The organism is Thauera mechernichensis, from assembly GCF_029588855.1.
Lineage (GTDB): Bacteria > Pseudomonadota > Gammaproteobacteria > Burkholderiales > Rhodocyclaceae > Thauera > Thauera mechernichensis.
In genome coordinates, this window is record NZ_JARQZE010000014.1 from 38870 (window position 1) to 52314 (window position 13445).

Consider the following 13445-nt stretch of genomic DNA (forward strand, 5'->3'; position numbering starts at 1 on the left):
CGGCGCACATTATCCGCAATGCTGGCCGGCAAAGGTAGGGTCAGGCGCGGCTGGCGCCGCACCCACGCAGGCCCATGCACCATCGCTTGCTGACGGCGCGGACAGCCTGATCTATGTTGAAGATCGAGCTGTACCGCATGGGAGCGTCGTCATGGAACCGGTCGATCTGTTCTACAGCTATGCACACGAAGACGAGAAACTCCGCGACGAGCTCGATGGCCACCTTGCGCTCCTGCGGCGCAAGGGCGTGATCCGCCCCTGGCACGATCGCAGCATCGTTGCGGGCCAGAAATGGGACGAGGCGATCGATGCCCAGCTCAGCACGGCAGACCTGATCCTGCTGCTGGTGAGCATGGACTTCCTCAACTCCGACTACATATGGGGCAAAGAACTTGCATCGGCAGTAGCGCGTGCCGAGCGCGGCGACGCCAGCGTGGTGCCGGTGCTGTTGCGCGCAGTGGACATCGAAGGGGCGCCCTTTGCCCACCTTCAGGGCCTGCCCACCGACCTGCGCCCGGTCACCTCCTGGCCCAACCGCGACGAGGCGTGGACCGATGTCGCCAAGGGCATCCGGCGCGCCGTCGAGGCAATCCAGCAGCGCTGGGTGAGTGCAGCACCCGCGGCCGCCGCAGCACCGAGGTCGAGCGACTTCGGCGCCACCTCAGCAAGTGTGGCCGCATCGGCGGCCGAGGACGACAGCTGGGCGCTCGAGGCCGCAGCGCCAGAAGGTACGGGCGACGCCGCTGCACGCAAGCACGAAGAACCCGACAGTCTGGTCCGGCGCATGATGGCCGGCTTCACCAACGAACTGGCGGTCGCGGCACGAATACGCGGCGCACCCGCGATGGATGGCGCCGAGGCCGAAGATACGGCGCTGACGCTGATCGACATGCCCGAGCAGAAGCGGCTGCTGTGGGTGGACGACAAACCGGAAGGCAACGCGCACGAGATCGCCGCGCTCGCAAAACTGCAGGTCGAAGTCGTGACCGCAGACAGCACGGAAGAAGCGCTCACACGCCTCGACGCCGATACCGAGGGCTTCGACCTGGTGCTATCGGACTGGAGCCGACCCGAAGCACTGGAAGGTCAGCCGAGCGCCGCGTTGAGACTGCTGCGCGCGCTGGCGTCGAGACCGCGCCGGCCTCCGCTGATCGTCTACCACGGCGAGTTCGACGACGCTCGCCGCACGACCCGACGCGACATGCTGCTGCGCGCGGGCGCCTTGGGCGAGGCCGTCGCCCCGGGGGAACTGCTCGCCTTGGTGAAGACCGCCCTGCAGGCGCGCTGAAGCACTCAGCGCATCGCGCGCAGGCGGGCGATACGGTCCTGGGTCGCCGGGTGGGTCGAGAACAGCCCGCGCAGGCCGCCGCCGGAGAGCGGGTTCATGATCATCATCTGCGCCGTTTCGGGGTGCTGCTCGGCGGTATGCATGGGGATGCCACGCGCATAGGCGTCGATCTTGGCGAGCGCGCTGGCCAGCGCCTCGGGATCGCCGGAGATTTCAGCACCGCCACGATCGGCACCGAACTCTCGGGTGCGGCTGATCGCCATCTGGATGATCATGCCGGCCATCGGCGCCAGGATCATCATCGCGATCGACACGATCGGGTTGGGACGGTTCTCGCCGTCGCGACCACCGAAGAACATGCCGAAGTTGGCCAGCATCGAGATCGCGCCCGCCACCGTGGCCGAGATCGTCGAGATCAGGATGTCGCGGTTCTTCACATGCGCCAGCTCGTGCGCCATGACGCCGCGCAGCTCGCGCTCGGACAGCATGCGCATGATGCCGGTGGTGGCGGCCACCGCGGCATTCTCGGGGTTGCGGCCAGTGGCAAAGGCGTTGGGCTGGGCCTCGTCGATGATGTACACCTTGGGCATCGGCAGGTCGGCGCGCTGGGCGAGCTCGCGCACCATGTTGTAGAGGTAGGGCGAGGAGGCGGCATCGACCTGGCGCGCGTTGTACATCTTGAGCACGGCCTTGTCGGAGAACCAGTAGGCCCAGAAGTTCATGGCGCCGCCGATGACGAGCGCGATCAGCATACCCTGCTGGCCGCCGATGGCCGCGCCCATGGCGCCGAACAGGGCGACGATGCCGGCCATCAGGATGGAGGTCTTGATCCAGTTACCGAACATTGCGGTGTCCTTCCTGCAAAAGGTTGATTCAAAAGCCTAGTTTGGGGCCCGACCAGGCAAATTCAAGCATGGAGCGAGGCCCACCGGCCCAACCGTGGCGCTCAGGCCACGGTTGCGAAGCGTTCGCCCACAGAGACCGGGAAGCCGCGCAGGAATTCCGCGGCAGGCAGGCGCTTGCTGCCCGGACGCTGTAACACCGTGCAACGCAGGGCGTCGCGACCGCAGGCGACGGTGATGCCGTCCTCGCCTGCCGCGATCACCGTGCCGGGGTCGCCCCGGCCGGGCACGACCTCGGCCGACCAGCACTTGACCACCGTATCGCGCAAGCTGGAAGCCGCCCCGGGGAAGGGGTCGAAGGCACGCGTCGCGCGCTCGATGTCGGCCGCCGGGCGGGTCCAGTCGATGTTCGCCTCGGCACGCCCGATCTTGGCAGCGTAGGTCACGCCCTCGGCCGGCTGCGGCCTGGCGACCAACTCGCCGCGCTGCAGGGCGGCCAGCGCGGCGACGATGCACTCACCGCCGAGCGCCGCGAGGCGGTCGTGCAGCGTGGCGGTCGTGTCGCGGGGCAGGATCGGCGTCGAGCGCTCGAGCAGCATCGCACCGGTGTCCAGGCCCTCGTCCATCTGCATGATGGTGATGCCGGTCGCGGCGTCGCCGGCTTCGATGGCGCGGTGGATGGGCGCGGCGCCTCGCCAGCGCGGCAACAGCGAGGCGTGGATGTTGAGGCAGCCCAGGCGCGGCATGTCCAGCACCGCCTTGGGCAGGATCAATCCGTAGGCCGCCACCACCAGCACGTCCGGCGCACAGGCCGACAGGCGCGCACGCTGCTCGTCCGTGCGCAGCCTCTCCGGTTGGTCGACCTCGATGCCACGCGCCAGGGCGAGCTGCTTGACCGCGCTCGGCGTGAGCTTCATGCCACGGCCGGCAGGGCGGTCGGGCTGGGTGAGCACCAGCGGCACCGTGTAGCCGGCCCCAAGGATGGCTTCGAGCGCGCAGGCGGCAAACTCGGGCGTGCCGGCGAAGGCGACGCGCAGCGCCGCGGGGGAGAGGGTGTCGGCCATCACGCGGTGATGCGGGCCTTCTTGGCCAGCTTGCTCTTGATGCGGCCGAGCTTGAGCTGGGACAGGTATTCGACGAAGACCTTGCCGTCGAGGTGATCGATCTCGTGCTGGATGCAGACCGCGAGCAAGCCGTCGGCCGCAAGTTCGTAGGGCTCGCCCTTGTCATCGAGGGCGCGCACCCGAACCCGCTCCGCACGCGTCACCTTCTCGTAGATACCGGGGACGGAGAGACAGCCTTCCTCGCACACCTGTTCGCCCGAGCGCTCGAGAATCTCGGGGTTGATCAGCGTCATCAGGCCGGATCTGTCCTCGCTGACGTCGATGACCACCACGCGCATGTGGACGTTGACCTGGGTGGCCGCGAGCCCGATGCCGGGCGCCTCGTACATGGTCTCGGCCATGTCGCGCACGAGCTGGCGGATGTCGTCATCGACCGCTGCAACCGGCTTGGCAACCGTATGCAGGCGGGGATCGGGGTATCTGAGAATGGGTAGGAGAGCCATGAATGCCTTGCCGCGTTAAACCTTTAAGTGCAGAATTTCAAGCGTTTTCACATGCATGCGCATGTACTGCGCCGGGGACTCGAAGCGCTTCACGACCGTGTTTGCTTCGCGCATCCGGTTCGACCCTGTCCATGCAACAGCGTTCCAGGGCCTCGTCGGCACGCCCCGCATCTACCGGAAGCGATCAATGACCCGAATTATATTCCCTCTGCTCGTCGCCTTCGCGGCCCTGTTTGGCGCGAGCGCCCACGCTCAATCCGGTGTCCGCCTTGCTGACAACGCACCCGACAGCTACACGGTGGTCCGTGGTGACACCCTGTGGGACATCTCGGGCCGCTTCCTGCAGGAACCCTGGCGCTGGCCCGAAGTCTGGCGCCTCAACCGCGAACAGATCCGCAACCCGCACCTCATCTACCCGGGGCAGGTCATCCTGCTCGACCGCAGCGGCCCCTGGCTGAGCATCGGCCGGCGCATCGGCGGCACCCAGGACGATCGCGTGCAGCCGCGCATCTACAGCGAAGCACTCGACAGCGCCCTGCCCAGCATCCCGCTGCAGGTGATCGAGCCCTTCCTGAACCGCCCGCTGGTCATTGACGGCCCCCGTCTGGAAGGCTCGGCGACCATCATCGCCACCGAGACCAGCCGCGTGCTGACCGGCACGGGCGACACCATCTTCGCCAAGGACGTCGGCGACGCCGCCGAGGTGTGGCACATCTACCGCCCGGCCAAACCGCTCGAAGACCCGGTGACGCGCGAAACCCTGGCCTGGGAGGCTGCCTACCTCGGCACCGCGCGCGTGACCGAACGCGGCCAGCCAACCACCCTCGAGGTCACCACCTCGGTCGAGGAAATCGGCGTCGGCGACCTGATGATGCCGAGCGATCGCCCGAGCGTGTTCTCCTTTGCGCCGCATGCGCCCGAGCGCGACGTGAACGGGCGCATCATCTCGATTCATCGCGGCGTGAGCGAAACCGGTCGTCTGCACGTGGTGGCGCTCAACGTCGGCGAACGTGACGGCATCGAGCGCGGCCACGTGCTGGCCCTGTTCCGCAACCGCGGCACGGCCGAATATACCGGCGACGGCGGCAAGGAGACCTTCCAGCTGCCCGAGAAGCGCTACGGCATGGTGTTCGTGTTCCGCGTCTTCGATCGCATCTCCTACGCCCTGGTGATGGAATCCGACGGCCCGGTCACCCTCTCCGACGTCGTACGCCAGCCCTGACGGTCGCCGCCGAGACTCACACGCACTCCCAGGCCTCTTGTCCGCCGATCACGACGACCTCGCCGACTGGTTGCGCCTGAGCTCGCTGCCGGGCCTGGGCGCCGACCGCCAGCGCAGCCTCCTTGCCGCCTTCGGCCTGCCGCGCCACATCTTCGGCGCCGGCCGCAGTGCGCTCGCGGCAGTGGTGGGGGGCGAAGCCGCGGATACAGTGCTCGGCACCCCGCAGGCCGAATGGATGGAGCGCGCGCTCGCCTGGGCGGCCGAGCCCGGCAGCCACGTGCTCACCCTTGCCGACGAAGCCTATCCACGCAGCCTGCTCGACATGGCCGACCCGCCGGTGCTGCTCTACGTCAAGGGCGACCCGGCCCTGCTCCAGCGCCCGGCGATCGCCCTGGTGGGGGCGCGCTCCGCAACCGCCCAGGGAGAGGCCAACGCCGAAGCCTTCGCCCGCGAGCTGGCGGCGCAGGGCTTCACCATCGTCAGCGGGCTTGCTCTAGGTATCGACGCGGCAGCCCATCGCGGCGCGCTCGCCGCAGGTACAGCCGGGGGCGGTACGATCGCCGTGATCGGTACCGGAATCGATCGCATCTACCCCGCACGCAACGCAACACTTGCCCGCGACATCGCCCGCTGCGGCGTGGTCGTCAGCGAGTTCCCGCTCGGCACACCGCCACTGCAGCACAACTTCCCGCGCCGCAACCGGCTCATCGCCGGTCTCGGGCAAGGCGTGCTGGTGGTCGAGGCGGCACTCAACAGCGGCTCACTGATCACCGCGCGACTGGCGACCGAATGCGGCCGCGAGGTGTTCGCGATCCCGGGCTCGATCCATTCGCCACTGTCGCGCGGCTGCCACCGCCTGATCCGTGAAGGTGCCAAGCTGGTCGAGACGGCCGAAGACGTCGTCGAGGAATTGCGCGGCCGGCTCGGCTGGGCGGCACCCGAGCGCCCGCACACGGCGGCCGGACGCCGTCGACGCGAACGCAAGGATGCCGCTTCGACGCCGCCGACCGTGTCCCAGGCCGAGCTTGCCCTCGACGGCGAGGCGGCACGGGTGCTGCAGATCATCGGCCATGACCCGGTGGACATCGACACGCTGGCCCAGCGCTGCAGCTTGACGGTCGATGCCCTGTACGCCATCCTGCTTCCGCTCGAGCTGGATGGACTCCTCGCGCGCTTGCCCGGGGGGCGCCTCCAGCGCATCTGAATCCGGCCGCACATCACCAGCCGCACGCAAGCACAGCGGGCGGAGCCCTCCATCCGGCATGCCGGTCCTGGAACCGCCCACCACGCTGCCGACCGCCCCCAAATGAGGCCGCCTTGTTCGACATCCTCGTATATCTCTTCGAAAGCTACATCCACGCAGACGCCTGCCCCGAATCCGATCTGCTCGCCCGCAAGCTGTCGGCGGCCGGATTCGACCAGGACGAGATTTCCGAAGCGCTCGACTGGCTGGCAGGCCTGCGCCGCGTGGCACGCGACATCCACCCCGGCATCGCGCCCAGCAGCGGATCGGTACGGATCTACACCGATGAAGAGCAGAAGCAACTCGACGCCCGCTGCCGCGGCTTTCTGAGCCTGCTCGAAAGCGCCGGCGTTCTCGGCGCCGCGCACCGCGAGCTGATCATCGAGCGTGCGATGGCCCTGAACGACTTCACCATCTCGCTGAATCGCCTCAAGGTCATCGTACTGATGGTGCTGTGGCAGCAGGAAGAGCCTATCGACACCCTGATGGTGGACGAGCTCCTCACCGAAGAGGAAGACTGGGCCTACGAACCGACCTTGCATTGAGTGGTCAATCCAGCCTGCTTGCAAGCGCAAGCAGGCTGTCCTTATCATCCGCCGCTTCCCGAACCCCGCGCGCCCGCTGGGCGCCACAGTCGTCTCGACACGAGCATGAGCAAGCAACTGATCATCGCGGAAAAGCCTTCCGTTGCGCAGGACATCGCCCGTGCGCTGGGCGGCTTCACCAAGGAGAAGGACTACTTCGAGTCCGACGAATATGTATTGTCGTCGGCCGTGGGTCACCTTCTCGAGCTCACCGTGCCCGAGGAGTTCGAGGTCAAGCGCGGCAAGTGGACCTTCGCCCATCTGCCGGTGATCCCGCCCCACTTCGCGGTCAAGCCGATCGAGAAGACCGAGGATCGGCTCAAGCTGCTCACCCGGCTCATCAAGCGCAAGGACGTCACCGGCCTCATCAACGCCTGTGACGCGGGCCGCGAGGGCGAGCTGATCTTCAACTTCATCGCCCAGCACGCGGGCAGCAAGAAGCCGATGCAGCGCCTGTGGCTGCAGTCGATGACCGCGCAGGCGATCCGCGACGGCTTCGCCCATCTGCGCGCCGCGCAGGACGTCGAGGGCCTGCGCAACGCGGCGATCTGCCGCGCCGAATCCGACTGGCTGATCGGCATCAACGGCACGCGCGCGATGACCGCGTTCAACTCCAAGACCGGCGGCTTCCACCTCACCACCGTGGGCCGGGTGCAGACACCGACGCTGGCGATGGTGGTCGAGCGCGAGGACCGCATCCGCAAGTTCAGGTCGCGCGACTACTGGGAGCTCGAGGCGCGCTTCGGCTGCGCCGCCGGCGAGTACCCGGGGCGCTGGTTCGACGAGAAGTTCAAGAAGCCCGAGGGCGACGAGCACGCCACCGCCTTCCGCCTGTGGGACAAGGCCCAGGCCGAGGCCATCCGCAGCAAGTGCGCAGGCAAGCCGGGCGTGGTCAGTGAAGAGGCCAAGCCCTCCACCCAGTTGTCGCCGCTGCTGTTCGACCTCACCAGCCTGCAGCGCGAGGCCAACGGCCGCTTCGGCTTCTCCGCCCGGGTGACGCTGCAACTCGCCCAGGCGCTGTACGAGAAGCACAAGGTGCTGACCTACCCGCGTACCGACGCGCGCGCACTGCCCGAGGACTACCTCGCCACGGTGAGCGAGGTCATGCGCACGCTGCCCGACCAGTACGCGCCCTTCGCCAACGAGATCGCCAAGCACGGCTGGGTGAAGCCCAACAAGCGCATCTTCAACAACGCCAAGATCTCCGACCACTTCGCGATCATCCCCACCGGCGCACTGCCGAAGAACCTGTCCGAAGCCGAACACAAGATCTACGACCTCGTCACCAAGCGCTTCCTGGCGGTTTTCTACCCCGCGGCCGAGTACCAGATCACCACCCGCATCACGCGCGTCGAGGGCGAGGCCTTCAAGACCGAGGGCAAGGTGCTGGTCAATCCGGGCTGGCTGGCGGTGTATGGCAAGGAAGCGGCCAACGACGAGAAGGATGCCAAGGACGGCAGCGCACCGCAGCTGGTCGCTGTGAAGCAGGGCGAAACGGTGTCCACCGAGGACATCACGGTCAAGTCGCTGCAGACCAAGCCGCCAGCGCGCTTCAACGAAGCCACGCTGCTCTCCGCAATGGAAGGCGCGGGCAAGATGGTCGACGACGAGGAATTGCGCGCGGCGATGGCCGAACGCGGTCTCGGCACGCCAGCCACCCGCGCGCAGATCATCGAAGGCCTGATCAGCGAGCAGTACATCCATCGCGAAGGCCGCGAACTGATCCCGAGCGCCAAGGCCTTCTCGCTGATCACGCTGCTGAAGGGACTGGGCGTCACCGCGCTGACCTCGCCCGAACTCACCGGCGGCTGGGAATACAAGCTCGCGCAGATGGAGCACGGCAAGCTCAGCCGCGAAGCCTTCATGAGCGAGATCGCCGAGATGACGCGCGAGGTCGTCGAGCGCGCAAAGCGCTACGAGTCCGACACCGTGCCGGGCGAGTTCGTGACGCTGCAGACGCCGTGCCCGAAGTGCGGCGGCGTCGTGAAGGAAAACTACAAGAAGTTCGCCTGCCAGGCCTGCGACTGGAGCACCTGGAAGATCGTCGCCGGCCGCCAGTTCGAGTACGACGAGATCGAGACCCTGCTGCGCGAGGGCAAGGTCGGCCCGCTGCTCGGCTTCCGCAACAAGATGGGGCGCCTGTTCAATGCCGACATCGTGTTGAACGAGGACAAGCAGCCCACCTTCGACTTCGGCCAGCCCAAGGAGGGCGAGGAGGCCGAGGCGGTGGACTTCTCCGCGCAGGAGGCCGTCGGTGCCTGCCCGAAGTGCGCCAGCCGGGTGTACGAGCACGGCATGGCCTATGTGTGCGAGAAATCGGTGGGACCAGGCAAGAGCTGCGATTTCCGCTCCGGCAAGATCATCCTGCAGCAGCCAATCGAACGCGAGCAGATGGCCAAGCTGCTGACCGAGGGCAAGACCGACCTGCTCAAGGGCTTCGTGTCGGCACGCACGCGGCGCAAGTTCTCCGCCTTTCTGGTGCGCGGCAAGGACGGCAAGGTTGGCTTCGAGTTCGAAGCCAAGGCACCGAAGGCGACCAAGCCCGCAGCGGCGAAGGCGGGCGAAACCGCAGGCGAGGGTGCTGAAGCACCCGCTCCGCGCAAACGCAGCACCACGCGCAAGGCGAGCTGAACAGACCAGAAAGCTCGCGACTTGCGTCGCGCCTACAGCGAGGCCGCACGCGGCGCGGCTTTCCGCGTGGAAGCGGCGCCCGCCGCGAGGAGTTGAAGGCGATGCCCCCTTCAGCCCCCTCGGCCGCGCACGCCGATCCGGTGGTTCAGCCTGATTTGGCGGCGTTCAGGCGCTTGACCCCGGCGACGAAGCGCGACAGCGTCTCGGACAGCACACCACGCGGGATCATCACTTCGATGAGCTGGAAACGCCCACGCGTCGCCATCGCACGATCCAGCGCCTGCTTGAGCTGGGCCCGGGTGTGCACGCGCACGCCGTCGCCGCCCATGCCCGCGGCCATCTGCGCGAAGCCCCAGTCGTCGAGATCATTGAAGCCCGACTCGGGCTGGAAGGTGCGCAGCATCTCCCAGCTGCTGTTGTTGAACAGCAGCACGATCGGATCCCAGCCGTAGCGTCGGCAGTTGCCCAGTTCCCAGCCCGTCATCTGAAAGGCGCCGTCGCCAACGAGGATGAGCGGACGCTGGCCCGTAGCCGCCTGCAGGCCGAGGCCCGCGGGCACACCAAAACCCATCGTGGCGTAATAGCCCGGCGCCACCAGGGCGGTGTGCTCGATGTCCATCGCGGTGAACAGGCAGTCGCCCATGTCGGAGGCGATCGGCAGCTTGCCATGCGCGGCCATCAGGTCATTGACGGCCAATGCCACGTCGGCTGGCGCGATGGTGGCCTCGTCGGCCACCAGGCCATGCGGGAAAGCCGGGCGCGACACCTCGAAGTGTTTCGCCGCCGGGGGCACGCAGGCAAGCAGGCCATCGACGAGCGCATCGAGCGGGATGCGTGGGTAGGTGTGGTAACCCATCGTCACCCGTCCCTCCAGCGCCTGGATGGTCTTGCGCAGATCGATGTGCTTCTCTGACACCGCGAAGTTGGTGTCCGAGATGATCACGCCGAGCAGGAACAGACCGTCGGAGTCCTCCACCAGCCGCGTCACCTCGGGCAGGCCGGCCAGGCCCATGTAGGTACCCACCAGCGGTGCGCCATGATCTGCAAGCAGGCCGCGGCCCATGAAGCTTGTCACCACCGGCAGGCCAAGGCGGCGCGACAGCTCGGCGACCTTGTCCTCGAGCCCGAAGCGGCGCACCTCGACCCCCACCATCAGCACCGGCGCGGATGCGCGCCCGATACGTTCGAGGATCTCTGCGACACACGCCTGCAGCGCCTCGCCATCGACCGCCGGCGGCGGCTCGGCGATCACCGCTGCGCAGGGCTGGGCGACCATGTCGCGCGGGATCTCGATGTACACCGGCTGCGAGTTGCGCAGGCAATTGGCGAGGACGCGCGCGATGTCGGCGGGCGCGCGCGCTGCATCGTCCAGACGCACCTGATCGCAGGTGATCTCACGGAAGATCTGGAACTGGGAGTCGAGCGTCTTGGCCTGGTGATGCAGCAGCAGCCCGGAGTTCGACTCGCCGCGGCCCGGACCGCCGGACAGGACCACCAGCGGTGATTTCTCGGCATACGCTGCGGCCACCGAGTTGATCATGTTGAGCGCACCTGCGCCGTAGGTTACCGCGGCCACGCCCAGTCCGCCGCCGATGCGTCCGGCCGCGTCGGCGGCGAAGCCCACCCCTGGCTCATGCGAGAGCGTATGCAGGGGCAGGATCTTCGATTCCTCGATGATGCGGAAATAGGGCAGGGCGAAGTCGCCCGGGATGCCGAAGATCTGCCGCGCGCCATGCGCCTTGAGCGCATGCAGCAAGGATTCGGTAAGCGTCATGGGGTGTCTCCTCAGGTGGTCTTGTGAGGAGCATTATGCTGCGCATCCCACACATAAAGTGCGCGTTATTCGCGCATTTATCGTTAATATGCGCACAATTCATGCATATGAAAGCACATAAATGAGCACTTTCACCGTAGATCGTCAGGATCTGGCACTCCTCGATGCCCTGCAGCGCAGCGGCAATGCCACCAATGCCACTCTTGGCGAACAGGTCCACCTGTCCGCATCCCAGGTGAGCCGGCGCCTGCAGCGCCTGCAGGAAGGCGGACTGATCGCCGGTTACGCTGCACTGCTGAACCCCGCAGCCGTCGGCCTGGGCGTCACCGCCTTCGCCCATGTCGTGCTCGAGCGCCAGGGCGGGGCACGCAGCGAAGCCTTCGAAGCCGCCGTCGCCGGCTTGCCCGAGGTACTCGAGTGCTTTTCGGTGAGCGGCAACGCCGACTACGTACTGCGCCTGGTCGCTCCCGACCTGGCCGCTTTCTCCGAACTGATGATGAAGCGCGTGCTGTGCCTGCCCGGCATCGCCAACGTGAAGACCGACATCGTGCTCGGCCGCGTGAAGCAGACCCATGTCCTGCCCCTGGACCACATCACCCAGCCCAGCCAGCCCAGGCAACGCGTGCGCTTTTCCGGAGGCTGAAATGAGGACGGGCCCCGCAGGGCCCGTATGCAACTCCGCGCGCCGACCGGCGCGGCTGCACTCAAGCTCAGGCTTCGAGCAGGCTGCGCAGCATCCAGGCGGTTTTCTCGTGCACCTGCATGCGCTGGGTCAGCAGGTCGAGCGTAGGTTCGTCGCTCGCCTTGTCGGCGACCGGCGCGATGCTGCGTGCGGTCTTGATCACCGCTTCCTGGCCCTGGACGAGCAGGCGGATCATGTCCTGCGCCGAGGGTACCCCGTCCGGCTCACTCATGCTGGTGAGCTTCTGGAACTCCTTGTAGGTGCCGGGCGCCGGGAAGCCCAGCGCGCGGATGCGCTCGGCGATCTGGTCAACTGCGAGTGCGAGTTCGTTGTATTGCGCCTCGAACATGAGGTGCAGCGTGTTGAACATCGGCCCGGTGACGTTCCAGTGGAAATTGTGTGTGGTCAGGTACAGGGTGTAGCTGTCCGCCAACAGGCGCGAAAGGCCTTCGGCGATCTTGGCGCGATCCTTCTTGGTGATGCCGATATCGATTTCCATGTCGCTTCTCCTGTGATTGATGCGCTGGAGCGGCTGCGTCCAGCCGGGATGGTTCAATCGTAAGCCAATCGGTCCAATGAATCCAATTGATCGCCGGAATACCTTTCATGCCGCAGGGCTATGCCTGGCGCAGCCCCGTATCCACCTGTGGAACACGCCCCACCGGCCGTACCCCGGGCAGTTCGCTGTCCAGGATCGCCGCCCGCAGCACGTCGATCGCCCCGCTGCGCGGGTAGGTGACACGCCACGCCAGGGCGACACGGCGCTGAGGCTCGGGGTCGCTGAACGGCCGTACCGCGACCAAGGGGTTCTGCGCCGACATCTCGTCGACCGCCGAACTGGGCAACACCGTCACGCCGAGACCCGTGGCCACCATGTGGCGGATGGTCTCGAGCGAACTGCCCTCCAGCGTGCGCTGCAGCCCGCCGATGTTGCGGCAGCTCGGGCACACCTCGAGCACTTGCTCGCGGAAGCAGTTGCCCGCGCCAAGCAGCAACAACTGGTCGTCGGCGAGGTGCTCGGCCGAGACCGACTCATCCTGCGTCCACGGATGGGCCGACGGCATCAGCACCCGGAACGGCTCGTCGTAGACCGGCTGGGCGACGATGCCGGGCTCCTCGAACGGCAGGCTGATGATGATGACATCGAGCTCGCCGCGCTTGAGCGACTCGGCCAGGCGAGCGGTGAAGTTCTCCTGGATGATCAGCGGCATCCGCGGCGCAAGCTGGTGCACGCGCGGGATCAGGCGCGGCAGCAGGTAAGGGCCGATGGTGTAGATCACCCCTACGCGCAGCGGGCCTGCAAGCGGATCCTTGCCCGCCGCGGCGATCTCCTGGATCTGGCTCGCCTCCATCAGCACCTTCTCTGCCTGCGCGACGATGCGGCGACCGGTCTCGGTGATCTTGACCTCGGAGGCGCTGCGCTCGAAGAGCTGGACGCCGAGCTCTTCCTCGACCTTCTTGACCGCCACAGACAGCGTCGGCTGTGACACATGGCATTTCTCGGCCGCACGGCCGAAATGACGCTCGTACGCCAACGCGACGAGGTAGCGGAGATCGGTCAGGGTCATGGCGTTTATGCGTTCCGGAAAAGGAATGGAGCCTGAAGCGGATA

Annotated in this window: 12 protein-coding genes; 6 read left to right on the top strand and 6 right to left on the bottom strand. The window is 67.0% G+C overall.

From position 1 onward, the window contains the following. Positions 1-151: 151 nt before the first annotated feature. The gene (locus P7F68_RS15675; protein ID WP_277834532.1) at positions 152-1288 is read left to right on the top strand and encodes a toll/interleukin-1 receptor domain-containing protein; all 1137 of its coding nucleotides are present in this window, start codon (positions 152-154) and stop codon (positions 1286-1288) included. Between the two features lie 5 nt (positions 1289-1293). Here the strand turns inward: P7F68_RS15675 and htpX are convergent, their stop codons facing one another. The 3 genes from htpX to def form a co-directional block, all read right to left on the bottom strand. Continuing rightward, positions 1294-2133 carry a zinc metalloprotease HtpX gene (gene htpX / locus P7F68_RS15680; RefSeq protein WP_002937570.1) on the bottom strand — a complete coding sequence of 280 codons (840 nt, stop codon included), beginning with the start codon at positions 2131-2133 and terminating at the stop codon, positions 1294-1296. Positions 2134-2234: 101 nt separating this feature from the next. Beyond that, entirely contained in the window at positions 2235-3194 is a 960-nt protein-coding gene (fmt, locus tag P7F68_RS15685) for a methionyl-tRNA formyltransferase (protein ID WP_277834535.1), read from the bottom strand. Further along, positions 3194-3697, bottom strand: a complete 504-nt coding sequence (def, locus tag P7F68_RS15690; RefSeq protein WP_002937568.1) for a peptide deformylase — start codon at positions 3695-3697, stop codon at positions 3194-3196. The genes fmt and def overlap by 1 nt, the downstream gene beginning before the upstream one ends. A 187-nt stretch (positions 3698-3884) precedes the next feature. Between def and P7F68_RS15695 the strand changes: the two genes are divergently transcribed. The 4 genes from P7F68_RS15695 (at position 3885) to P7F68_RS15710 (ending at position 9377) form a co-directional block, all read left to right on the top strand. Continuing rightward, a complete protein-coding gene (locus P7F68_RS15695; RefSeq protein ID WP_198291752.1) occupies positions 3885-4919 on the top strand; it encodes a LysM peptidoglycan-binding domain-containing protein in 1035 nt (344 codons plus the stop codon). Positions 4920-4956: 37 nt separating this feature from the next. Beyond that, on the top strand, positions 4957-6123 hold the full coding sequence (dprA, locus tag P7F68_RS15700; RefSeq protein WP_277834539.1) for a DNA-processing protein DprA: 1167 nt from the start codon (positions 4957-4959) through the stop codon (positions 6121-6123). 113 nt (positions 6124-6236) lie between these two features. Then, positions 6237-6707 carry a Smg family protein gene (locus P7F68_RS15705; protein ID WP_002937563.1) on the top strand — a complete coding sequence of 157 codons (471 nt, stop codon included), beginning with the start codon at positions 6237-6239 and terminating at the stop codon, positions 6705-6707. A gap of 105 nt (positions 6708-6812) precedes the next feature. After that, positions 6813-9377: a DNA topoisomerase III gene (locus tag P7F68_RS15710; protein ID WP_277834542.1), complete on the top strand. Its 2565-nt coding sequence runs from the start codon at positions 6813-6815 to the stop codon at positions 9375-9377. A 145-nt stretch (positions 9378-9522) separates the two neighbouring features. Here the strand turns inward: P7F68_RS15710 and ipdC are convergent, their stop codons facing one another. Next, a complete protein-coding gene (gene ipdC, locus P7F68_RS15715) occupies positions 9523-11151 on the bottom strand; it encodes an indolepyruvate/phenylpyruvate decarboxylase (protein ID WP_002937561.1) in 1629 nt (542 codons plus the stop codon). Between the two features lie 121 nt (positions 11152-11272). Here ipdC and P7F68_RS15720 point away from each other — a divergent pair, with 121 nt between their 5' ends. Further along, complete coding sequence (locus tag P7F68_RS15720; protein ID WP_002932997.1) at positions 11273-11794, top strand: Lrp/AsnC family transcriptional regulator; 522 nt, start codon at positions 11273-11275, stop codon at positions 11792-11794. Positions 11795-11861: 67 nt separating this feature from the next. Here the strand turns inward: P7F68_RS15720 and P7F68_RS15725 are convergent, their stop codons facing one another. Both P7F68_RS15725 and P7F68_RS15730 read right to left on the bottom strand, forming a co-directional pair. Beyond that, on the bottom strand, positions 11862-12332 hold the full coding sequence (locus P7F68_RS15725) for a Dps family protein (protein WP_002932999.1): 471 nt from the start codon (positions 12330-12332) through the stop codon (positions 11862-11864). Between the two features lie 118 nt (positions 12333-12450). After that, positions 12451-13401 (bottom strand): hydrogen peroxide-inducible genes activator, encoded by a 951-nt coding sequence (locus P7F68_RS15730; RefSeq protein WP_002933000.1) that lies wholly within the window; start codon positions 13399-13401, stop codon positions 12451-12453. Positions 13402-13445 lie beyond the last annotated feature (44 nt).